Source organism: Xenorhabdus griffiniae (assembly GCF_001028135.1).
GTDB lineage: Bacteria > Pseudomonadota > Gammaproteobacteria > Enterobacterales > Enterobacteriaceae > Xenorhabdus > Xenorhabdus bakwenae.
The window spans coordinates 40,147-63,958 of record NZ_LDNM01000016.1 but is presented as its reverse complement, the minus strand read 5'-3'; the positions used below and the strand labels follow the sequence as shown (position 1 = coordinate 63,958).

General features: G+C 47.1%; 20 protein-coding genes. 2 read left to right on the top strand and 18 right to left on the bottom strand.

The genetic code is table 11. From position 1 onward, the window contains the following. Positions 1–44: 44 nt before the first annotated feature. Positions 45–449, bottom strand: coding sequence for an 8-oxo-dGTP diphosphatase MutT (gene mutT / locus AAY47_RS05495; protein ID WP_047767690.1), 405 nt, complete (start codon positions 447–449; stop codon positions 45–47). Between the two features lie 233 nt (positions 450–682). Between mutT and AAY47_RS05490 the strand changes: the two genes are divergently transcribed. Further along, positions 683–2,266, top strand: a complete 1,584-nt coding sequence (locus tag AAY47_RS05490; protein ID WP_047767688.1) for an ATP-binding cassette domain-containing protein — start codon at positions 683–685, stop codon at positions 2,264–2,266. 147 nt (positions 2,267–2,413) lie between these two features. Here AAY47_RS05490 and secA read toward each other — a convergent pair whose 3' ends face one another. Beyond that, entirely contained in the window at positions 2,414–5,122 is a 2,709-nt protein-coding gene (gene secA / locus AAY47_RS05485) for a preprotein translocase subunit SecA (RefSeq protein WP_047767686.1), read from the bottom strand. Positions 5,123–5,216: 94 nt separating this feature from the next. Further along, positions 5,217–5,771, bottom strand: coding sequence for a secA translation cis-regulator SecM (secM, locus tag AAY47_RS05480; protein ID WP_047767684.1), 555 nt, complete (start codon positions 5,769–5,771; stop codon positions 5,217–5,219). Between the two features lie 37 nt (positions 5,772–5,808). Between secM and AAY47_RS05475 the strand changes: the two genes are divergently transcribed. Beyond that, on the top strand, positions 5,809–6,345 hold the full coding sequence (locus AAY47_RS05475) for a DUF721 domain-containing protein (RefSeq protein ID WP_047767682.1): 537 nt from the start codon (positions 5,809–5,811) through the stop codon (positions 6,343–6,345). A gap of 104 nt (positions 6,346–6,449) precedes the next feature. Here AAY47_RS05475 and lpxC read toward each other — a convergent pair whose 3' ends face one another. The 15 genes from lpxC to rsmH form a co-directional block, all read right to left on the bottom strand. Beyond that, positions 6,450–7,367, bottom strand: a complete 918-nt coding sequence (lpxC, locus tag AAY47_RS05470) for a UDP-3-O-acyl-N-acetylglucosamine deacetylase (RefSeq protein WP_047767679.1) — start codon at positions 7,365–7,367, stop codon at positions 6,450–6,452. Positions 7,368–7,466: 99 nt separating this feature from the next. After that, positions 7,467–8,630 carry a cell division protein FtsZ gene (gene ftsZ, locus AAY47_RS05465; protein ID WP_047767678.1) on the bottom strand — a complete coding sequence of 388 codons (1,164 nt, stop codon included), beginning with the start codon at positions 8,628–8,630 and terminating at the stop codon, positions 7,467–7,469. Positions 8,631–8,696: 66 nt separating this feature from the next. After that, on the bottom strand, positions 8,697–9,953 hold the full coding sequence (gene ftsA, locus AAY47_RS05460; protein WP_047767675.1) for a cell division protein FtsA: 1,257 nt from the start codon (positions 9,951–9,953) through the stop codon (positions 8,697–8,699). A 32-nt stretch (positions 9,954–9,985) separates the two neighbouring features. Further along, positions 9,986–10,801: a cell division protein FtsQ gene (gene ftsQ, locus AAY47_RS05455; protein ID WP_047767673.1), complete on the bottom strand. Its 816-nt coding sequence runs from the start codon at positions 10,799–10,801 to the stop codon at positions 9,986–9,988. A gap of 1 nt (position 10,802) precedes the next feature. Next, positions 10,803–11,723 carry a D-alanine--D-alanine ligase gene (locus AAY47_RS05450; protein WP_047767672.1) on the bottom strand — a complete coding sequence of 307 codons (921 nt, stop codon included), beginning with the start codon at positions 11,721–11,723 and terminating at the stop codon, positions 10,803–10,805. Continuing rightward, a complete protein-coding gene (murC, locus tag AAY47_RS05445) occupies positions 11,716–13,191 on the bottom strand; it encodes a UDP-N-acetylmuramate--L-alanine ligase (protein WP_047767671.1) in 1,476 nt (491 codons plus the stop codon). Before murC ends, AAY47_RS05450 begins: the two co-directional genes overlap by 8 nt. A 36-nt stretch (positions 13,192–13,227) precedes the next feature. After that, positions 13,228–14,313, bottom strand: a complete 1,086-nt coding sequence (gene murG / locus AAY47_RS05440; protein WP_047767670.1) for an undecaprenyldiphospho-muramoylpentapeptide beta-N-acetylglucosaminyltransferase — start codon at positions 14,311–14,313, stop codon at positions 13,228–13,230. Continuing rightward, a complete protein-coding gene (gene ftsW / locus AAY47_RS05435; protein WP_047767669.1) occupies positions 14,310–15,503 on the bottom strand; it encodes a cell division protein FtsW in 1,194 nt (397 codons plus the stop codon). The genes murG and ftsW overlap by 4 nt, the downstream gene beginning before the upstream one ends. Next, complete coding sequence (murD, locus tag AAY47_RS05430) at positions 15,503–16,813, bottom strand: UDP-N-acetylmuramoyl-L-alanine--D-glutamate ligase (protein ID WP_047767668.1); 1,311 nt, start codon at positions 16,811–16,813, stop codon at positions 15,503–15,505. The genes ftsW and murD overlap by 1 nt, the downstream gene beginning before the upstream one ends. A 2-nt stretch (positions 16,814–16,815) precedes the next feature. Continuing rightward, positions 16,816–17,898: a phospho-N-acetylmuramoyl-pentapeptide-transferase gene (gene mraY, locus AAY47_RS05425; RefSeq protein WP_047767666.1), complete on the bottom strand. Its 1,083-nt coding sequence runs from the start codon at positions 17,896–17,898 to the stop codon at positions 16,816–16,818. Then, entirely contained in the window at positions 17,892–19,274 is a 1,383-nt protein-coding gene (murF, locus tag AAY47_RS05420; protein ID WP_047767664.1) for a UDP-N-acetylmuramoyl-tripeptide--D-alanyl-D-alanine ligase, read from the bottom strand. The genes mraY and murF overlap by 7 nt, the downstream gene beginning before the upstream one ends. Next, positions 19,271–20,758, bottom strand: coding sequence for a UDP-N-acetylmuramoyl-L-alanyl-D-glutamate--2,6-diaminopimelate ligase (murE, locus tag AAY47_RS05415; protein ID WP_047767663.1), 1,488 nt, complete (start codon positions 20,756–20,758; stop codon positions 19,271–19,273). The genes murF and murE overlap by 4 nt, the downstream gene beginning before the upstream one ends. Then, on the bottom strand, positions 20,745–22,523 hold the full coding sequence (locus tag AAY47_RS05410) for a peptidoglycan glycosyltransferase FtsI (protein WP_047767661.1): 1,779 nt from the start codon (positions 22,521–22,523) through the stop codon (positions 20,745–20,747). Before AAY47_RS05410 ends, murE begins: the two co-directional genes overlap by 14 nt. Before the next feature lie 27 nt (positions 22,524–22,550). Continuing rightward, positions 22,551–22,871, bottom strand: a complete 321-nt coding sequence (gene ftsL, locus AAY47_RS05405; RefSeq protein ID WP_047767659.1) for a cell division protein FtsL — start codon at positions 22,869–22,871, stop codon at positions 22,551–22,553. Beyond that, positions 22,868–23,812 carry a 16S rRNA (cytosine(1402)-N(4))-methyltransferase RsmH gene (gene rsmH / locus AAY47_RS05400; protein ID WP_047767657.1) on the bottom strand — a complete coding sequence of 315 codons (945 nt, stop codon included), beginning with the start codon at positions 23,810–23,812 and terminating at the stop codon, positions 22,868–22,870. The genes ftsL and rsmH overlap by 4 nt, the downstream gene beginning before the upstream one ends.

Genomic DNA, 23,812 nt, shown 5'->3' with positions numbered 1-23,812 from the left:
GCTTATATTGAATGATTTGACTACCCTAATTTACTAAAAATCCTTTAGCAGGAACTATTTTGGGTTAGAAAGCCTACAATACTACGGTTTGCTGGAGGAAATTCATCAGCAATTAATTCTGATTGTAAAACCCAGCGGGAAGGTTGCCCTTCTTTACCAAACGGCTCGTTTTCCCATTCATCCACCAGGAAAAAATCAAGGGTAATACTTCTATCAGGAAAATCATGTTTGATGGTATCAATTAATTCACAGTGCGTTACTGTGATCCCAACTTCTTCCTTTAATTCTCTGATCAATGCTTGTTCGGATGTTTCTCCCTGTTCGCGTTTTCCTCCGGGAAACTCCCAAAAACCGCCCATATGTGAATCAGCCCTACGCTGAGTGATAAAAATTTCATCATTGCTATTTTTAATAATACCTGCTGCAATATGCAGATGTTTTTTTTCCATAATCGCTTTTCTTACCGTCTATTATTCAACTTAAGTCACTATCCATTGCAGGTTACATTAGAATGAGTTGAAGCTGCAAATCTGTATTTCATGCAATAAAATGTCATCGCTTTTAATTACCAATTACCTCTCTGGAAAAAACAAATCATGTGAAAACAAACTGTAAACAGTGTCAAAAATTAACTTACAAATAGATTAAAACGACTATTTTAAGCATTAAGGAAGCACGGTTTATGCTAAATGATGTTCAATCATTGATCGAAGCACGGCAAATCGCCTATCAATTTCCTGGTGAAACAACGTCGCTATTTTCTGGTATCGATATATTCTTAAATACAGAAAAATATGCGCTAGTTGGGCGCAATGGTATTGGTAAATCCTGGCTGGCATCAATACTGGCACAACAGATCCGTCCCACAGAAGGTAGTGTAAAACATTTTTGTAGGGTGGGTTATTTGTCACAAGGTTTAACACCTTTTTCCGGTAATGTCGCAGATATGCTGGGGTTAACCAAAATCATGAGCGCCAATGAACGTGTCCTTGCTGGCGTTGGTGATGAAGCAGATTTTGATGCTATGGAAGGAAACTGGGATTGGCAATTTCAAACTGAGTCTTTACTGGCAGAAGGTGAACTCAATCCAGGCGTATTAAATCAACCGGTTAATTCCTTGAGCGGTGGAGAACAAACACGGATCAGGTTGTTGGCGCTGAAACGTCAAAGCGCAGGTTTTATGATCCTGGATGAACCAAACAATCACCTTGACCGACAAGGCCGCTTTTGGCTGGGTCAGTGGTTAAGTGCTTTTGATGGCGGAGTTCTGCTGGTTACCCATGATACCCAACTATTACAGCATGTATCGGTTGTTTACGAACTCAGCGGATTAGGGTTATCCCGCAGTATCGGTGGATGGAAAACCTGGCTGGAAAGTAAAGAGCAACTACGGCTGGGCATTCAACGTGAAGTGGATCAAACCCAAAAAAGCCTAAAACAAGCCTTACGTGATAAGCAAAAAGATCATGAAAAGAGTAGCAAAAGGCAAAGTCAGGGGAAGCAACGGCGGAAAAATGCCAATCAGGCTAAGATCCTGCTTGATCACGCATTAGGACGCTCAGAAGCAACATTATCACGGATAGCAAAACAGAATGAAGAGCGATTGCAACACAGCTCTTCATTAGCCACAGAAGCCAGAACAAAACTCGAAATTATCGATCCGCTGTCAATCGCTGTTGCGACTCCGCAAACCGCCACTTCTCCGTTACTCTATCTTCAGGATGTCATTCTGCCTTTCGGCTCCGGTACGCCCATCAGTTTAACCATCAATAATGGTGATCGCTTGGCTATCACTGGTAAAAATGGTAGCGGAAAATCCACTTTATTAAAGGTAATGACGGGTTCACGGGTTCCGAAACAGGGTATCTGTCGTATCACTCCGTCACACAGTCTGATGGATCAGCATTTTTCGTTCCTTGATAAAAACCAATCCGCGTTACATAACTTTCAATTACAGTCACCAGGCTGGACAAAAGATCGTTACCGTACCCAGTTGGCACAATTGCGTATACGCGGTGAGGAAGCCTTGAAACCTGTCGGTTATCTCAGTGGAGGAGAACAACTTAAAGTCGCGCTGGCTTGCCTGTTTTGTGGGCCATATGCACCTGCCCTGCTGTTATTAGATGAACCAGATAACCATCTGGATATTGAATCTCGTGAGCTACTGCAAAAAGCGCTACATGATTATACAGGAGCAATGGTACTTATTTCTCACGACGATAAGTTCATTGAAAATATAGGCAATATGCAGGAATTAATATTATGACAAAACCCTCAAATCTATTTCTTAAGTAAGTTCCATTGAAGAATTTTTTTGCAGAATAAGATCTAAGGGTTTTCGATAAATTAACCCGTGCCAGTGGTAACTGAATTCACCATTGGCACGGCTTTCTTGCTTATAAACCCACTCTACTTATAAGCGACCGTGGCAATGCTTATATTTTTTGCCAGAACCACATGGGCAAGGATCATTGCGTCCAACTTTACGCTCTCCCGTTGCCATTTGAGCCTCGGCCTTTGACATCAACGCACCCTGCTCAACTTCATGGCTCAAATGTTGTTGTTTTGCCAAACGTTCAGCTTCTTCACGACGCTGCTGTTCAAGCGCCTCAACTTCTTCCGGCATTCTAACCTGGACCTTGCTCAAGGTACTGATCACTTCATATTTCAATGATTCCAGCATATTGGCAAACATGGCAAAAGATTCGCGTTTATACTCCTGTTTTGGATCTTTCTGGGCGTAACCACGCAAGTGAATGCCTTGGCGGAGGTAATCCATCGCCGCCAAATGCTCTTTCCACAATGTGTCCAGGGTTTGCAACATGATGCCTTTTTCAAAGTTACGCATCATTTCTGCACTGACAATTTCTTCTTTTTGCTTATAAATTTCGATCGCTTTTTCAAGAATACGTTCACGCAATGTTTCTTCGTGCAATTCAGGCTCTTTGTCCAACCACTCTTTGATTGGCAGATTCAAATCGAAATCGTTGATTAAACGTTCTTGCAATCCTTCAATATCCCACATTTCTTCCAGTGATTGCGGTGGAATATGAGCATCAATGGTTACCTTGAAGACATCTTCGCGGATGCTGGTGATGGTTTCGCTGACATCACTCACATCAAGCAAGTCGTTACGTTGAGCATAAATAGCCCGACGCTGATCGTTCGCAACATCATCATATTCCAGCAACTGTTTACGAATATCAAAGTTACGGCTCTCAACTTTACGTTGAGCATTCGCAATCGCTTTCGTCACCCATGGGTGTTCAATGGCTTCCCCTGGCTGCATACCCAGTTTACGCATCATACCGGTCACACGATCGGAAGCAAAAATGCGCATTAAGGAATCTTCCATTGATAGGTAGAAACGTGAAGAACCCGCATCACCCTGACGGCCCGCACGACCACGTAACTGATTATCTATACGCCGTGATTCATGACGCTCCGTACCAATAATATGTAAGCCACCCGCAGCCAATACTGCATCATGGCGTTCTTGCCATTCTGCCTTGATTTTCTCGATTTGTGCTTCAGTTGGCTCTTCCAATTTAGCGACTTCCGCCTGCCAACTGCCCCCCAACATGATGTCTGTACCACGTCCTGCCATGTTGGTTGCAATCGTCACTGTACCAGACTGGCCAGCCTGCGCGATGATGTCGGCTTCCAATGCATGAAATTTTGCGTTCAGAACGTTATGTGCAATACCCGCTTGCGTTAATGCGTTAGCCACAAGTTCTGATTTCTCAATCGAGATTGTCCCCACCAAAACAGGCTGACCACTGCTTGTCCGTGCTTTGATGTCTTCAATGATTGCCTCAATTTTTTCCGCTTCTGTCATATAGACCAGATCCGGTAAATCCTGACGGATCATTGGGCGATTGGTTGGAATAACAATGGTATCTAATTTATAAATGGAGCTGAATTCAAACGCTTCCGTATCCGCTGTTCCTGTCATCCCCGCCAGTTTTTCGTATATACGGAAATAGTTCTGGAATGTGATTGAAGCCAGCGTCTGGTTTTCATTCTGGATCTCGACACCTTCTTTCGCTTCCACAGCTTGGTGCAAGCCATCAGACCAACGACGCCCTTGCATGGTACGCCCGGTATGTTCATCAACGATGATCACTTCACCCTCTTTGACGATATAATCAACATCGCGGGTAAACAGGGCGTGAGCGCGCAGAGCCGCTGTTACATGGTGCATCAGCATAATATTGGTCGGTGAATACAAGGATTCGCCTTCATCCATCAATTTGGCATCCACCAATAACTCTTCAATCAATATCAGGCCACGCTCTGTCAGGTTGACTTGACGTGTTTTTTCATCAACAGAGAAATGTCCTTCACCCTGGAAGGCTTCTGAATCCTCTTTTTCCTGACGAACCAGTTTCGGGATCAGCTTGTCTACTTTGATATAAAGCTCAGAACTGTCTTCCGCCGGTCCTGAAATAATCAGGGGTGTACGGGCTTCGTCGATCAGAATCGAGTCAACTTCATCCACCAATGCATAGTGCAATTTGCGTTGGACTCGCTCTTCTGGGCTAAATGCCATATTGTCGCGCAAATAGTCAAAACCAAACTCATTGTTAGTACCGTATGTGATATCCGCAGCATAAGCTTCACGTTTTGCCGGTGATGGCATACCCGGTAAGTTAATACCGACACTTAAGCCAAGGAATTCAAACAGCGGGCGGTTATTTTCAGCATCGCGCTGTGCCAGGTAATCGTTCACGGTAACAATGTGAACACCTTTACCACTTAGGGCATTAAGATAAGCCGGTAATGTTGCGGTCAGTGTTTTACCTTCACCTGTACGCATTTCCGCTATGCAGCGTTCATTCAAGACCATCCCGCCCAATAACTGCGCATCAAAGTGGCGCATACCAAATACACGTTTACTGGCTTCACGCACAGTAGCAAACGCTTCTGGCAGAATTTTATCCAGTGATTCTCTCTCGTTAAAACGGGCACGAAATTGCTCTGTTTTCGCTTTCAACTCTTCATCAGAGAGTTTTTCAAAGTCCGGTTCCATACGGTTGATCTCATCAACCACTTTACGTAAACGGCGCAAGGTACGGTCATTGCGGCTACCAAAAATTTTTGTCAGTAATTTAGTCAGCATAATTAGTACATCTCAGATAGGGCTATTGTTGTAGCCAATCAATCATTTCTTAAAAATGAGCTTATTAAACTTAACGTTAAATAAGCCGGTAGTATTAAAGCAGAAATAGATGATTGGGCGTTGGCCCTGCCCTAATTCCCTGAACTTTTGCGATCCAGAGAGCTGGAGTATGGGTATCAGGAAGCACAGCATCAATCATCGCAACATCTGAGATAATTTCTTCAAATGGCATTGGTGCTTGTGTCAGCATGGCATGCAACGTATCCAGCATAAGTCGTTGCATGGAGGGAGAAGAAATCCGGGTACTTTCTTTTGCGCCTTCGTACTTGATTGGCTCTGCCACCGAAAAAGCAAAAGAAAGTTGACGGATCACATTACGAACGGCATGTTGCTGCCAATAATTTAAATAATTAGCAGGTTGGCGCTGGACACTTTTTAATTGGAGTAAGTGTAATTCAAATAAGTGATCAAAAGAGGAAAATGCCGGGTGACGGCTTCCCTGGGCAGAAGAAGTATTTGTATGATGCAGGCTTTCTGCCACGCCAGCGAAAACAGTAGGAACACCAATTCCTGTAGCAACCATGCCCAGTAAAAGGTGAGACCAAAAATAACGCCTACCAAATTGTCGCCAAAGATTTAAAATACTCATTAATCCTTCATTAATAAATACTGGAACTGCCCCTATTATGCGAGATAGCCGCCCACAATCACTGGATAAGCTGTTTGAAGACGCGGCAACTGTCGGAAAAAGCCCACTTCAAATGATCCAACAACATGCCATCGCATTACTGAAACTCAACCGTGCCGTTCTCAGTTTGCTTCCTGCACAATTGCACCCGTGGTGCAGGGTCGCTAATTATCGCAAACAAATTCTGGTACTGGAAGCCGGAAATGCCAGCTGGATGACCCGGCTGCGCTATGAAATTCCTGTATTGCTCTCTACATTGAGAAGCGAAATTCTACCATCTTTATCCTCAATCGACATCAGGATTAACCCATCATTAATGGTTAAGTGTGATAATAATGAACAAAGATTCTCAAAATTATCAACCAAAGCATCCAGTAATGATAATCAGGAATTACCAAAGCGCCAGCTCACTCATGAAAGCGCAAAAACATTAATGATGTTGGCTGAAAATAGCCCTGAAAAATTGAAAAAGAGGCTAGAGCGGTTGGCTGCGCTGGCCGGAGAGAGTACCAGTACAGCCAAAAAGAAGCGTTAACGCTGAATAAAAAACATCAGGGAAAGCAGCGTGATAGATAACATAACCCATTGGGGCATCATAGGAATGTTCTCAACATTCTTTATCAATCCACATGTCAGCCATTATGCCAACACCAGTGATGGTGCACGGAAAGCCAATGGCATTTCAGCTTCATCTTCAAATGTGACAAATTCCCAAGCGCTTTCCTGTGCTAAAACAGTTTGCAGTAACTTGTTGTTTAGTGCATGGCCTGATTTAAACGCAGTAAAGGCACCAATGATATTATACCCACACATGAATAGATCACCGATGGCGTCCAACATTTTATGGCGGACGAATTCATCTTTAAAACGCAAACCATCTTCATTGAGTACGCGGTAGTCATCAACGACAATCGCACAATCAAAGCTGCCACCGAGACACAAGCCTTTAGATTGCAAATACTCAATATCACGCATAAACCCGAAAGTACGCGCACGACTAATCTGGCGAACAAATGAATCCGCAGAGAACTCCAACCCATAGCGCTGGGTACCCGCATCAATCGCCGGATGATTAAAGTCGATGGTAAAATCCAGACTGAAACCATGATAAGGCGCCAATTCAGCCCATTTATCACCGTCTTCCACACGGACGCTTTCTTTCATTCGCACGAATTTCTTCGCGACATTCAGCTCTTCAATACCCGCATCCAATAACAGGAAAACAAACGGGCTAGCGCTGCCATCCATAATCGGGATCTCTGGTGCATCGACTTCAATAACAATATTATCGATCCCTAAACCTGCCAACGCTGCATTCAAATGTTCAACTGTTGAAATACGCACATTATGCTCATTTACCAGACAAGTACAGAGCATAGTATCACGCACAGATTTGGCATCTGCCGGAAAATCAACCGGAGGATTCAAGTCAGTACGACGATAGATGACCCCGGTATTAGCCGGCGCTGGACGCATTGTCAGCGTGACTTTTTTACCGGTGTGCAAACCGACGCCGGTCGCTTGAACAATACGTTTTAGTGTCCTTTGTTTGATCATCGTTTATATCTCGCAATGTTACTTATCCCGCCAATCACTATAATGTATGACTGGCAGGATAGTTTAACACAAAAAGCGGAGAAGCCAATTTTTTAGCAATTAATCAGCCTGCTTACGCAAAAATGCAGGAATGTCCAGATAATCAGGCTCTTTGCCCGTATGTGCATTTTGGTCATTGACGACTTTTGCTACCGTTTTGTTCTCATCAGACAATGAAGAGATTCCGCCAGATATCTGCTGGTAACGGCGCTCCATCGGATTTGTCTGAGGAGCTTTATTATTGGTCACCAGGGTGATTTCTGGGCGTTTGTCCATGCCAATGCCTGTTGCCACAACGGTTACACGCAGCTCATCATTCATATCTGGATCCAGTGATGTCCCGATAACCACCGTTGCATTATCAGAAGCAAATGCACGGATTGTGTTACCAACGGTTTCAAACTCATCCAAACGCAGGTCAAAGCCCGCTGTGATGTTAACCAAAACGCCACGGGCACCAGAAAGATCAATATCTTCCAGCAGTGGGCTGGAGATAGCCATCTCTGCGGCTTCTTCCGCACGATCTTCACCTTGTGCAATACCTGAACCCATCATGGCATAACCCATTTCCGACATCACGGTACGAACGTCAGCGAAGTCAACGTTCATCAGTCCTGGGCGGGTGATCAGTTCGGCAATCCCCTGAACCGCGCCTTTCAGAACATCATTGGCTGCACCGAATGCATCCAACAGAGAAATACCTCGTCCCAGGACTTTCAATAATTTGTCATTTGGAATCGTGATCAGTGAGTCCACATGCTTGGACAGTTCAGTGATCCCTTGTTCCGCGAAGGCCATCCGTTTTTTGCCTTCGAAATTAAATGGCTTAGTGACAACGGCAACGGTCAAAATGCCAAGCTCTTTGGCAATTTCGGCTACAACAGGGGCAGCACCCGTTCCCGTGCCACCTCCCATACCAGCGGCAATAAACACCATGTCTGCACCTTCCAGTGCTGTACGCAGTGATTCGCGGTCTTCTTCCGCCGCAGTACGACCAACTTCCGGGTTCGCACCAGCGCCTAATCCTTTTGTAATGCCGTTGCCAATCTGGATAGTCTGACCAACAGCCGTCTTACGCAGTGCCTGAGCGTCCGTGTTAACAGCAAAGAAGTCAACACCTTCAATGCGCTCACGCACCATGTGCTCCACAGCATTACCGCCGCCGCCGCCGACGCCGATGACTTTAATCACCGCGTCGTTGGTTAATTCCAGTGGTTCAAACATAATTTCTCTCCGTTTTGTGCCTTTATAACGAGACCTGCGACTTTGTCATGGTCTCTGTATAAAAAATCAAAATTCTTTTTTCAGCCAGTGGCTGACTTTCTTAAACCAGCCACTCACTGACGTTCTTTTATCGGCATCGGAATCTCCGCCAAGGTGGGATTCTTTGCCATAATGCAGAAGTCCAACCGCTGTTGAGTAGCAAGGCTCCTGCACATAATCTGTCAATCCAGTGATGTTCAGAGGGCGGCCAATGCGAACCTGGGTATGAAATACCCGTTGAGCGCATTCGGCCAGACCATCAATTTGGGCTCCTCCCCCAGTCAGGACAATCCCTGCCGCCAGGTGGTGTTTCACTCCCTGCTGCCGCAATTGCTCCTGCAATCGCAATATTTCATCATTAACTAAATTCAGCAGTTCGGTATAACGGGGTTCGATAACTTCAGCCAGTGTTTGACGTTGCAAGCTACGAGGAGGGCGTCCTCCCACGCTTGGAACTTCTACACTTTCATCCTTACTTACTATCGAACCCAATGCGCAGCCGTGACGAACCTTGATGGTTTCAGCATCACTGGGAGGAGTACCAAACGCATAAGCGATATCACTGGTCACCACATTGCCTGCATAAGGAATCACCTTGGTATGACGCAATGCACCGCCAGTATATACAGCGATATCCATCGTCCCGCCGCCGATATCAACGACACAGACGCCCAATTCACGTTCATCTTCTGTTAACACAGCATAACTTGCTGCCAATCCTGCAAAAATAAGTTGATCAACTTTCAATCCACAACGTTCAACAGCTTTTACAATGTTTTTCGCCATGTCGTTATGGCAGGTAATCAAGTGGACTTTTGCCTGCATACGCACACCAGAGAGTCCAACCGGATTTTTGATCCCTTCCTGATAGTCAATCGCGTATTCCTGTGGGATCACATGCAAAATACGGTGTTCATCACGAACACGAACTGACTTAGCTGTATGGACAACACTGTCCACATCATCCTGTGTAACTTCTTCTTCTGAAACCGGCACCATACCAATTTCGTTCTGGCAACTAATATGTTTGCCGGAAAGCGCCAGATAGATTGAAGATATCTGGCAATCCGCCATGAGTTCAGCCTGATCAATGGCACGCTGTACGCACTTAACAACCGACTCAAGATCGTTGACACCGCCTTTGTCCATGCCGCGGGATGGGCAACTTCCTACTCCGATAATATTAACCATACCATCGGGCAGAATTTCACCAACCAGGGCAGATACCTTTGCTGTACCGATTTCAAGGCCAACTACTAATTTTCTGTCCGTTGATTTGATCATCGTTATTCTGCCTGTCTCTGTATTATTACCAGTCACTGTTTGTTTTCTTGCCTGCTCATTGAAACCGGCGTATCAGTTAATAAAGGCGCCCAACCTACCGCAGCACCACTGTCATAACGTAGGTCAACATAGGCCACACGTTTTTCAGTGTTTCTCAACAACACAGGATAAAGTTCAACAAAACGTTTCATTCGTTCTATTTTCTCTCGATTTCCTAGCTCTAAACGGATATCGTTATCCAATATCAGTTGCCAGGAATTACGCGCTGTCATGATCACTGCTTTCAGTTTCATCTGGTGTTTTTCAAGAAAAGTCGCCATTGTGTGGTACTCATTCAATGCGTCTTTTTCTTTGCCTTCTGGCCCATACAACATCGGATACTGGTCATTTGCACTGCGCTCTATAGGTAAGCTAAATACCCGGCCTTCGGCATCCAACAGTCGGGTATCATTCCAGCGCGCATAAGGTACGTATTCTACCAGATGTATTTTAAGTTCATCAGGCCATTGTTTGCGAACAGTGACCTGCCGGATCCATGGCAATTGTTCAATCTTTTCCTGAATGACGTTGACATCCTGAGTCATAAATGTCCCGGGAGAACCCAGGGATAAAATAGTCTGTCTTACGTCATCATTCGTGGTGTAATGGCGCTCACCAGTCAGTACCAGCTTTGAGAGTGGTAATCTGCTAGGATCTTTCATCCAGTCCAGTGTCATCCAGCCCCCCCATATGATGATGCCGACGACCATCAAGAAAAAGATAATCCCTGCCAGGTAGTAACCATTACTAGGACGAAATCGCTGTATTTCACCCTCCCGCTCCCGGCCATTCCGGGCTGCCTGCGACATATTAATCAGCCAACTCCAAAATTCTCACGACGAGTTGAGAAAAACTTAATCCAGCCTGACGCGCAGCAGTTGGCACAAGGCTATGGCTGGTCATGCCCGGGGACGTATTCGCTTCCAACAGGTAGAAATTACCATTCCCATCGTCCATGATATCGACTCGCCCCCAGCCATGACATCCCAGCGCTTTATACGCCTTTGAGGCGATATCTAATAGCTCTTGTTCTTTTTCTGCACTCAAGCCGCTTGGACAAAAATATTGTGTTTGGTTGGAAATATATTTCGCATCATAATCATAAAATGTATCTGGAGCCTGAATACGGATAGAAGGAAGAGCTTCATCCCCTAAAAATCCGACGGTATATTCAGGGCCAAAAAGCCATTTTTCAACCAACACATCAGTATCGTATTGAAATGCCAGCGCCAATGCGCTACGCAATTCGGCATATTCACTCACCTTAGTCATCCCTACGCTGGAGCCTTCCAGATTCGGTTTAATCATTAATGGCAGACCTAATTCTTGAACATACTCTTTGAGTTGAAAATCATTAAGTTGTTCAAATTTTAGAGAATTAATGACGACATAAGGTGCAATAGGCAGTTTTGCGCCCAGCCAGAGTTGTTTTGTGCGCAATTTATCCATTGACAAGGCTGATGCCATCACTCCGCTGCCGGTATAAGAAATTTGCAAAAACTCCAACAAACCTTGCAACGTACCATCTTCACCACCGCGACCATGCAGTGCGATAAAGACTTTATTGAATCCTTCCTCTTTGAGTTTAGTCACATCAAAGTCTTTTGTATCAATTGAATAAGCATTAATGCCTGCTTCCTTCAGCCCTGCCACAACCGCATGTCCTGATTGCAATGAAACTTCGCGTTCAGCGGAAGTTCCGCCCAACAGAACAGCAACTTTATCAGCCATGATGTCCTCCCTCATAAAAAGATGGCTGCAATTTTGTTTCAGCCAAATTGCGCGCTATTTTACCGATATTGCCGGCACCCTGTACCAAAACTAAGTCATTGTTTTCTATCACCTGTGACAGAATGGTTGAAACTTGTTCAGGTTCTGATACAAAAATCGGGTCCAACTTGCCACGACTGCGGATAGTACGGCATAAAGAACGGCTATCCGCGCCTGGGATCGGCGTTTCACCAGCGGCATACACATCCAACATTAATAGAACATCTACCTGACTCAGAACATTGGCAAAATCATCATATAAATCACGCGTTCTGGTATAACGGTGTGGCTGGAATACCATGACAATACGCTTATCCCCCCAACCCGCTCGTGCCGCTTTAATCGTGGCATCAACTTCTGTTGGATGATGACCATAATCATCAACTAGCATCACTCTCCCTTCTTTGCCATTGATATGTTTAAGAGGAAAATTCCCCAGAAAATCAAAACGGCGTCCGGTTCCCTGAAACTCAGCCAGTGACGCCAGAATAGCGGTATCATCAATGCCTTCTTCTGTTGCCACGGCAACTGCGGCAGTTGCATTCAGCGCATTGTGGCGGCCGGGGGCATTTAAGATCACATGCAAATCCGGCAAATCAGTTCGGCTGATGGTGAAAAATCCCTGAGCCCCTTTTTGCTCATAGTGAGTAATACGAACGTCTGCTTCCTCACTGAAACCGTAGGTCGTGATATAACGCCCAATTCGGGGAACCAGTTCTTTCACGACAGGATCGTCAATACACATAACCGCACGCCCATAAAATGGCAGGTTATGCAGGAAATTAACGAACGTTTGCTTTAGGTTTTCAAAATCACCCTGATAGGTATCCATGTGGTCAGCTTCAATATTAGTGACAACCGCCATCATGGGTTGCAAGTGCAAGAATGAAGCATCACTTTCATCTGCTTCTGCAATCAGATAGCGGCTGCTACCTAACCGAGCATGTGTACCCGCCGCTTTGACTAACCCACCATTCACAAAGGTAGGATCAAGCCCCGCCTGCGCATAAATGCCAGCAATCATCGCCGTCGTCGTGGTTTTTCCATGCGTTCCCGCAATCGCAATACCGTGGCGATAACGCATAAGCTCTGCAAGCATTTCCGCACGGCGGATCACGGGGATCCTCGCTTCACGCGCCGCCACAATTTCGGGGTTTTCTGCCGAAATGGCCGTGGATGCCACGACGACACTGGCGTCCCGCACATTTTCTGGACGGTGATTGAAATAAATAGTTGCACCCAGTGCGATCAATTGCTGTGTGACAGGATTGGGGGCCAGATCAGAACCACTTATCTGATAACCTTCATTAGCCAACACCTCGGCGATACCACCCATGCCAGCACCGCCAATGCCAACAAAGTGGATATGCCTGACTTTTCTCATTTCAGGCACTGAAGCTCTTAATTTCGCCAACTGTTGTGTATTCACGTTTTAATCTTCACTCGTTATGTTTACATCACCGTTCTACCTGGAACGGCCTGAAGGATTCTCTACAGCATCGTTCAACGCTGCTGCTACACGCTCAGTTGCATTAATGATGGCTACTGAGCGTGCTTTTTCTGCCATTTCCAGCAATTGTGGGCGTTGCCACTGAATTAATAAGCCTACGACAGCATCAACCGTAAATTCGGGCTGTTCGAGTATCTTTGCAGCTCCCGCTTTTTCCAGTGGCAAGGCATTCCAATATTGCTGGCGATCTTTATGCTGGAAAGGAACAAAAATCGCCGGTAAGCCTGCGGCGGAAACCTCACTGACCGTGAGTGCACCAGAACGACATACGACAATATCAGCCCACGCATAGGCCTGCGCCATATCATCAATAAATTCAGTCACTTTGAATTCAGATTTAACCGAATTGTCATATTGTTTCTGCGTCTCTTCCCTGGCACCCTTGCCTGCCTGATGCCATAAAGTGATTTTATCGCCTAAGCGAGCAGCGACTTCCGGCATAGTTTGGTTCAGGACTCTTGCTCCCTGACTACCGCCAATAACCAGTACCCGGACAGGCCCTTTACGCCCGGCCAAACGCTGTATCGGCTCTGGCAATGCCAATACATCCTCCCTTACAGGATTGCCAACAACCGGCGCATCAGGGAATGCCCCTGGAAATGCCTGTAAAACTGTTTTGGCAATTTTGGCTAACCAGCGATTCGTCAGCCCCGCAATACCATTCTGCTCATGCAGTACAACCGGAATGCCACACAACCAGGCCGCTATACCACCAGGCCCAGAGACATAGCCACCCATCCCCAGCACAACATCAGGCTGATAACGACGCATAATGGCTTTTGCCTGTCGAATGGCCTTAAAAATTCGCATTGGGGCCGCAAGCAACGCTTTGATCCCCTTGCCCCGCAAACCTGAAATCTGAATAAATTCGATATCAATGCCATGCTTCGGCACTAAATCAGCTTCCATGCGATCCGCAGTTCCCAACCAGCGAATATCCCACCCCTGCTCTTTTAAATGGTGGGCAACGGCCAGCCCGGGGAACACATGGCCGCCCGTACCACCCGCCATCACCATTAAACGCCGGTTATTGCCACTCATTTAGGGCTCCTTACAAACGCCTGTGCTTTTGCCAGACGGACTTCATAATCAATGCGCAACAACAAGACGATGGCCGTTGACATCACGATCAAACTAGAGCCACCGTAACTGACTAAAGGTAATGTTAATCCTTTGGTTGGCAGCATACCTGCCGCCGCACCAACGTTAATGAACGCCTGAAAGCTGAACCATATGCCGATGGCACAAGCCAAAAAGCCAGAAAACCGTTGATTAAGTTGCAATGCCCGACGACCGATCATCATTGCGCGGAAAGCGACGAAGAATACCATTGCCAGCACTAAAACCACACCGAAATAACCCAATTCTTCGGCCAGAATGGAGAAAATAAAGTCAGTGTGGGCTTCCGGCAGATATTCAAGTTTTTGGACTGAATTTCCCAGCCCTTGCCCAAAAAAGTCGCCACGACCAAATGCCATTAACGATTGGGTTAACTGATAACCACTGCCAAAAGGATCTTCCCACGGATCCAGGAAAGAGGTCACCCTGCGTATACGGTAAGGTTCAGCAACAATCAGTACGCACACGGCAAATATTCCGCAACCAATAATGGCAAGGAACTGCCACAATTTCGCGCCGGCCAGAAATAGCAGTGCCAAAGTTGTCACAAATAACACAACCACGGTCCCCAAATCAGGCTGTGCCAGCAACAATATCGCCAATGCAACCATGACACCCATCGGTTTGAAAAATCCCCAGAAGTTGTTTCTGACTTCCTCAACTTTTCTAACCAAATAGCTGGAGAGATAACAAAAGAGTGATAGTTTCGACAATTCCGCTGGCTGAATACGTAACGGGCCTATCGCTACCCAACGTGACGCCCCATTGACTGAACTTCCCACAAACAGCACCACAACCAGCATCATGATTGTTACTAATAACATGACGTTGCTGTAACGCTGCCAGAAATCCATCGGAATGCGCAACGTAATCAGGGACAAGAAAAAACACAGTGACAAATAAATGGCATCACGTCGTGCAAAGATAAAAGGATCCTGGGCAAGGCGCTGTCCAACGGGCATTGATGCCGACGTCACCATGACAAAGCCAATCACAGCCAACCCTAATATCATCCAGACCAGGGTACGATCATACATAACGGTATCTGTGGCATCGGCTTCCACATTTCCCGTCAACCAAGTTTTAAATTTACCAAGGCCCGGAATGGTCATCAGCCTAACTCCTCTGCCAAACGGGCAAATTCATGACCACGATGTTCAAAACCATTGAATTGATCGAAGCTCGCACAAGCGGGTGACAGCAATACCATGTCGCCAGAAACCAGCTTGGGGGCAATTTCTCTCATCGCCTGTTCCATTGTTTCCGTCAGTGTTGCAATTTCCGGGCGCAATTGTGCTAGCTGCCCGCCATCACGACCAAAACAGTAAAGGCGAATATGTTCCCCTGATATATAGGGTTTCAGTGGGGTAAAATCTGCCGCTTTTCCATCTCCCCCCAATAAAAGATAGAGTGTCCCTTCCGGCCTCAATCCACTAAGTGCCGCCTGGGTGCTGCCGACGTTGGTCGCCTTAGAATCATTCACCCAACGAACCCCCTTTCTCATGTGAATCACCTGAAAACGGTGTTCCAGCCCGGCACAGGTACGTAAAGCCTGAAGGCTGGCCGCACGAGGAATGCCTACAGCATCTGCCAGTGCTAACGCTGCCAAGCCATTGGTATAGTTATGTAGCCCGGCCAACTGCATTTCACGGGTTGCCAGCACCGGATGTTGATTGACCACCAGTTGTTGCTGTTCACTATCAAGCCGATAATCACCGCTATCCACACCAAAGCTGATACAACGGCTATCTTTGCCTGTTTCTGGTAATGTCAGCGCATCCTGTTCATTGACCACACACGTTTTTGCCTGATTGTAAATGTGCAACTTCGCTGCCCGATACTGTGCCAACCCTTTGGGATAACGAACCATGTGATCTTCGGTTACATTCAGTACCGTCGCTGCCGCAGCTTTCAAGCTATATGTTGTTTCAAGCTGGAAACTGGACAGCTCCAATACATAGAGCTGACAAGGCTGTTTCAGCAATTCCAGTGCCGGGACACCAATGTTGCCCCCCACACCAACCTGCCACCCCGCCGCTTTCGCCATTTCGCCAACCAGAGTGGTCACGGTGCTTTTACCATTTGAACCTGTAATGGCAACGATCGGCGCAGTCGCTTCGCGGCAAAACAGCTCAATATCGCCGATAATTTCAACACCCGCATCAGCCGCCGCTTGCAATTCAGGCGTTGCCAGGGCAATGCCCGGGCTGGCAACGATTAAATCGGCCTCCATCAACCCTTGTTTGTTCAGGCTGCCTGTGTGACATTCGACGCTATCAGGCAGCTTATCGCTGCCCGGTGGCACTATACGGGTATCCATCACACGCGGGATCACGCCACGTGTAATAAAAAAGTCAATGCAGGACAGACCTGTCAGCCCTAACCCAACGATGACGACTTTTTTACCCTTGTATTCTGTCATGATTAACGTACCTTCAGCGTTGCCAGACCAATCAACACCAGCATCAAGGAAATAATCCAAAAGCGCACGATAACGCGTGGCTCCGGCCAACCTTTCAATTCATAGTGATGGTGAATCGGTGCCATACGGAAAATGCGCTGTCCACGCAGTTTGAATGATCCAACCTGCAAAATGACCGACAACGTTTCCACCACAAAAACCCCGCCCATGATGATCAGCAGGAACTCCTGGCGCAGTAATACGGCAATGGTTCCCAATGCTCCACCCAGAGCCAATGAACCAACATCGCCCATAAACACTTGCGCCGGATAAGTGTTGAACCACAAGAAACCCAGCCCGGCGCCGACAATCGCAGTACAGACAATCACCAGTTCACCTGCATGGCTCAAATAAGGGATATGCAGGTAGTTCGCAAAATTCACGTTACCTGTCGCCCATGCCACCAAAGCAAACCCTGCTGCAACAAGTACTGTCGGCATAATGGCGAGACCATCTAATCCATCCGTCAGGTTCACCGCGTTACTGGTTCCGACAATCACAAAATAAGTCAGCAGAATGTAAAGCAAGCCCAGTTGTGGCATAACCTCTTTGAAGAATGGTACGACTAGTTGTGTTGCCGCTGTCTCTTTGCCGATGCTGTACATAGCAAACGCAACACCCAATGCAATAACGGATTGCCAGAAATATTTCCAACGCGCAATTAGCCCCTTGGTATCCTTACGCACTACTTTGCGGTAGTCATCCACAAACCCGACGACGCCATAACCGACTAAAACAAGTAAGACACACCAGACATAAGGATTATCCAGACGAGCCCACAGCAGCACAGAACTCGTGATGGAGAATAAAATCAACAACCCTCCCATTGTCGGTGTCCCACGCTTGCTAAAATGGGATTCAGGGCCGTTGTCGCGTACAACTTGACCTATCTGCAATTTTTGCAGATAAGCGATCAAAGTTGGTCCCATCCATAGCGCGATGAATAATGCAGTAAGCAAGCCGACGATGGCTCTGAACGTCAAATAAGAGAAGACGTTAAAGCCCGTGTGATACTTAACCAAATATTCGGCCAGCCAAACTAACATTGGAAGTTCTCCTTCAGTACGTTCACTACCTCTTCCATCGCGGCACTGCGTGAACCTTTAATTAATAGGGAAATCATTTCTTGTTGTTCCAATAAAGGAAGCAGCGCTGCAACTAATTCAGCCTTGTTCGCAAAATGCTGCCCCCGACCACTCGCGTCACTAATATGGGCACTGAAAGCCCCGACGCTGAGAACCTTATCTATATTTGTCGATGCCACGGCTTCACCCACCTCACGATGGCACTCAATCGCCTGCTCCCCCAGCTCGCCCATGTCACCAACAACCATGATCCGATAACCGGACATCTTCGCCAGCACATTCGCCGCCGCAATCATGGAGCCGGGATTCGCATTATAGGTGTCGTCTAATATCACTTTTCCCTCAGTCAGAGGGATAGGAAACAAACGTCCTGCAACCGCTTTCAACCCCGATAATCCGGTACGAATATCATCCAGTGATGCACCAACAGAAATTGCCAGCGCACTGGCTGCCAATGCATTGGCAACATTGTGTTTGCCCGGCAATGGCAATGTCAGTTCAACGCTGCCAATTGGGCTATGGAGACAAAAATGCGTAGACAACGGTTGTTCTAAAATGTCCGTCGCGTAAAAATCCGCTCCCGTCGTTGATGAGGCGGAAAAGCGCCATACGGTTTGCTGCTCGCTAATGCTGTGCTGCCAATGTTCCCAATCATGGCTATCCAGATTGATTATGGCGGTTCCGGTCGGAGCAAGACCGGCAAAGATTTCACCTTTAGCCTTTGCCACCCCCGCTAAAGAGCCAAATCCTGCCAAATGGGCAGAAAAGAGGTTATTGACTAATGTGCTTTCAGGATGCGTCATTTCCGTGGTGTAAGCAATCTCACCAATATGGTTGGCACCCAGTTCAATAACAGCAAACTGATGCTCATCAGTCAGTCTGAACAGGGTCAATGGCACCCCAATGTCATTATTGAAATTGCCTGCGGTATAAAGGGTATTTCCACACTGACGCAAGATTGCCGCTGTCATCTCTTTTACGGATGTTTTCCCCGACGAGCCGGTTAAAGCCACAATTCGCGCTTTACTTTGCTGACGAACCCAGCCCGCGAGTTTTCCCATTGCCAGACGCGTGTCCTTGACCACAACCTGCGGGCAATCAATATCCAGACGACGGCTGACCAATAAAACACCGGCACCCTGCTGCACTACATCAGCGGCGAAATCGTGGGCATCAAATTTTTCCCCTTTTAAGGCAATAAACAAACCGCCATGCACGATGTTACGGCTATCCGTTTCCACAGTATGAATTGGCAAAGTTTCAGCTTGCTGCTCGGTAACGCGATATAACAAACCATCCGTCAACTGTGCCAATTGTTGTAGGGTCAGAGGGATCATGCAATTACCCCCAACAAACGCGCAACAGTCAGGCGATCTGAGTAATCCAGACGACGATTGCCGACCAGTTGGTAATCTTCATGGCCTTTGCCTGCCACCAGAACAACATCTTCTTCGCTTGCCTGCATAATGGCACTGGTGACGGCCTCAACACGCCCATGAATCGCCATCGCCTGCCCCGGATCGATGAACCCTTGCAGGATATCAGCCACAATTGCCCGAGGCTCTTCACTGCGAGGATTATCATCCGTGACAACCACACGATCAGCACCCTGCTCTGCAACGCCGCCCATTAATGGACGTTTACCTTTGTCGCGATCACCCCCACAACCAAATACACACCAGAGTTGCCCCTTACAGTGCAGGCGAGCCGCAGACAATGCTTTTTCCAACGCATCAGGCGTGTGGGCATAATCAACGACAACTGTCGGGCGATCAGCAGCAGAAAAAACTTCCATACGTCCACAAACAGGTTTCAGACAAGAAGCCATCGATAACAATTTATCCAGGGGATAATCCAGAGACAACAAAGTGGCAAGCGCCAGAAGTAAGTTGCTGACATTGAACGCGCCCATCAAAGGGCTATTGAGCGTTCCATTTCCCCAACTGGAATTAAATGTGATGGATGCACCTTTATCGTGATAATGCACCTCACTGGCTGATAGCCAACGCCCCTGCCAATTTTCCGGCAAATTACTTTCCATTGAGACCGCAACGGCGTCCGGCAGACGGGACAACCACTTCTGCCCAACCGCATCATCAGCATTGATGATTTTCTGCTTCACATTATGGTGACTAAACAGTCGCCATTTGGCCTCTTCGTAACTTTCCATATCGCCATGATAATCAAGGTGATCACGGCTTAAATTAGTAAAAATAGCAGCCTGAAATGGCAATGCGGCCACGCGTCCCTGAACCAAACCATGTGAAGAGACTTCCATCGCCACAAAAGTGGCATTTTGATGAGCAAGTTGCTGTAAATCAAGCTGAATATCAACCGCAGAACCAGTCGTATTTTCGCTGGGGACTATCATGCCCAACAAACCATTTCCTACTGTTCCCATCACGGCACTGGTTTCGCCAAGCCCCTGGCTCCATTGCGCCAACAGTTGTGTTGTTGTGGTTTTCCCGTTGGTGCCGGTAACGCCAACCAATTTCAGTTTATTGCCGGGATGTTGGTAAAACTCACCCGCCAGTTCGGATAATTTATCATTTAAATCATCCAGATAGATAACAGGCACGCCGTGCATTTTCTGCACTGTGCCGTTATCCGCTGCCCCTTTTGCTTCTGCAATTACCGCCGCGACACCTTGAGCGATGGCTTGAGGAATATATTTCCGACCATCTGTCTGATGCCCCTGAACCGCAACAAACAGATCTCCGGCAGCCGCCTTACGGCTATCCAATGTCATTTCACGCAGCGGAAGCTCCGGTGTATCAACACCCCAAGGAGCCAATAAATCGCGCAAATTACGATCTGCCACTTTTATCCTCTTTATTGTTAATTACAAATTCGTTTTTATCGCCAACAGGCAATGCGTCTGGTTCAACATTCATGGTACGCAGAACCACACTCATGATGGCACCGAAGATAGGCGCTGAAACTGCACCACCATAATATTTGCCTGCCTGTGGATCATTAATGATCACAACCAATGAAAACCGTGGATGACTCGCAGGTGCAACCCCTGCGGTGTAAGAAATATACTTATTGACGTACTTACCATCCGGCCCGACTTTTTTTGCCGTCCCCGTTTTAATCGCAATGCGATAACCTTTTATCGCAGCCCGTACCCCTCCTCCTCCCGGTAATGCCACACTCTCCATCATGTGTACCACTGTTCGCATAACAGATTCAGGGAATACCCGGGCGCCCGGAACGGGTGGATCGACTTTAGTAATTGACAACGGGCGATAAATACCCAAACTGCCTATCGTTGCGTAGACTCGCGCTAACTGTAACGGTGTTACCATTAGCCCGTAGCCGAAAGAAAAGGTGGCCCTGTCAAGATCTGACCACCGTTGTTTATTGGTTGGAAATAAGCCACTACTTTCTCCGACCAGCCCCAAATTGGTCGGTTTTCCCATCCCAAAGCGTGAATAAACATCCACCACCTCTGAGGCAGGCATCGCTAACGCCAGCTTGGAAACACCCACGTTACTCGACTTCTGTAAGATCCCGGTGATAGTTAACTCAGGACGGGGCGCAACGTCTTTGATTTCATGCCCCCGCGAACCGTAGGTTAAGCGGTATGGCCGGGTATCTAACACCGTATTTTCTTTGACAATGCCACTATTCAGTGCACTCATCACCACCAGCGGTTTCACCGTGGAGCCAGGCTCAAAAATGTCGGTGATGGCGCGGTTACGCATCGCATCTTTCGGTGTTCCAGCCAAATTATTGGGGTTATAAGACGGACTGTTTGCCATCGCCAAAACTTCGCCGGTGTTGACATCAACCAGTACCGCTGTACCTGATTCGGCTTTATTCAGTGCAACCGCTTTCGTCAATTCTCGATACACCAACGTCTGAAGACGCTCATCAATACTGAGCGTCAGATCGTGGGCCGCCCTGCTATCGGTAGAGGAGATATCTTCGATGACACGCCCGGTACGATCTTTACGAACGGTTCGGCTTCCCGGCATACCTGTCAGCCAGTTATCAAAACTCTTTTCAACGCCCTCAATACCTTTGCCATCAATGTTAGTCACCCCAATAATATGTGCGGTCACTTGCCCTGCCGGATAATAACGCCGGGATTCCTGACGCAAATAAATACCGGGTAGCTTTAATTTCTCGACATAATCGCCGATAGAAGTGTTCACCTGGCGGGCAAGGTAAACAAAACGCCCCTTGGGATATTCGCTAATTTTGCTGGTTAACTGTTCAAGAGGGATAGAAAGAGCATCAGCCAAAGCCTGCCAACGGGTGTCATTTATGATGCCACCTTTTTCAAACACTTCCTTGGGATCTGCCCAGACCGCATCAACAGGCACACTCACCGCCAGTGGGCGCCCATTGCGATCATTAATCATGCCACGGGCAGTCGGGATAGATTGGATGCGCAGGGAACGCGAATCACCTTCTTTTACCAAACGATCAGGATTGATAATCTGCAAATAGGCAACACGAATCAAAAGCCCGATTAAAGCAACCCCAATGCCTCCACACAGCAAGGCAAAACGCCAGCTTACAAAACTTGCTTTATCTTCTTGCTTTTTCAACTTTAAAGAGCGTGCAGCTTTCATCGCCCACCTTTTGGTTGTCAACTGGACTTATTGAGTAATCACAATATTCTCTTTACTTGGATCAACGTGTTGCATCTGCAATTTTTCAGTTGCGATCCGTTCAACCCGACTGTGATCACCCAATGCGTTCTCTTCAAGGAGCAGGTTACGCCACTCAATATCCCGAACATCAAGCTCGATCACATGAAGCTCTTTTTCCGCAGTCAATAAGCGGGTTTGATGTGCGACCGTCACAACACCGATGGCTGAAACGACAACTGCCACCAGTAAAATCAGTGGAAGTTTGGCATGACGAATTAAATCATTACCCATCACTCCAACTAACCCATGACGCTCAGCAGCCATCATTCACCCGCCTTTTCAGCAAACCGTAAAACCGAGCTTCGCGCTCTTGGGTTTGTGCCGACTTCACCTTCTGAGGGTTTCATTTTGCCAATGGATTTCAGACTTCTTCCCCCCAGCGTTTTTAACTGCGCTTCCGTGAGAGGCAAACCGACTGGAACCTGCGGTCCCTGACTGTGTTGTCGGATAAAGCGTTTCACTATGCGATCTTCCAACGAATGGAAACTGATGACAGATAATCGCCCTTGTGGTGCCAGAATGCGCAGTGCGCCATCCAATGCACGTTCTATCTCTTCCAGTTCACTGTTAATGTAAATCCTGATAGCCTGAAAGCTGCGTGTTGCCGGATGCTTATGCTTTTCTTTAACCGGGCTTGCCTGAGCAATTAACGCTGCCAGCTCGCGGGTACGCGTAAGAGGCTGTTCCTGATTGCGTGCCACAATGGCCTTCGCTATACGCTTGGCAAAACGTTCTTCGCCAAATGTTTTCAGCACCCATGCGATATCCTCTGCTTCAGCCTTCATCAACCACTCTGCGGCAGACTGCCCCCGTGTGGTATCCATGCGCATATCCAACGGCCCGTCACGCATAAATGAAAAACCACGTTCAGGATCATCCAGCTGTGGGGAAGAAACCCCTAAATCCAGTAATACGCCATTAATTTTTCCAACCAGACCCGCGTCTTCTACATACGTTGCCAATTCTGAAAATGGCCCATGAGTAATAGAAAAACGCTTGTCAGTAATGGCCTTTGACGCTTCTATAGCTTGTGGATCACGATCGATCGCCATCAGACGTCCATTAGGACCCAATTTCGACAAAATCAGGCGAGAATGCCCCCCACGTCCAAATGTTCCATCGATATAAATTCCATCTTCTTGAATATTCAATCCATTGACAGCTTCATCCAGCAGTACACTGGTATGTTCAAAATGACTCTTTGCCAT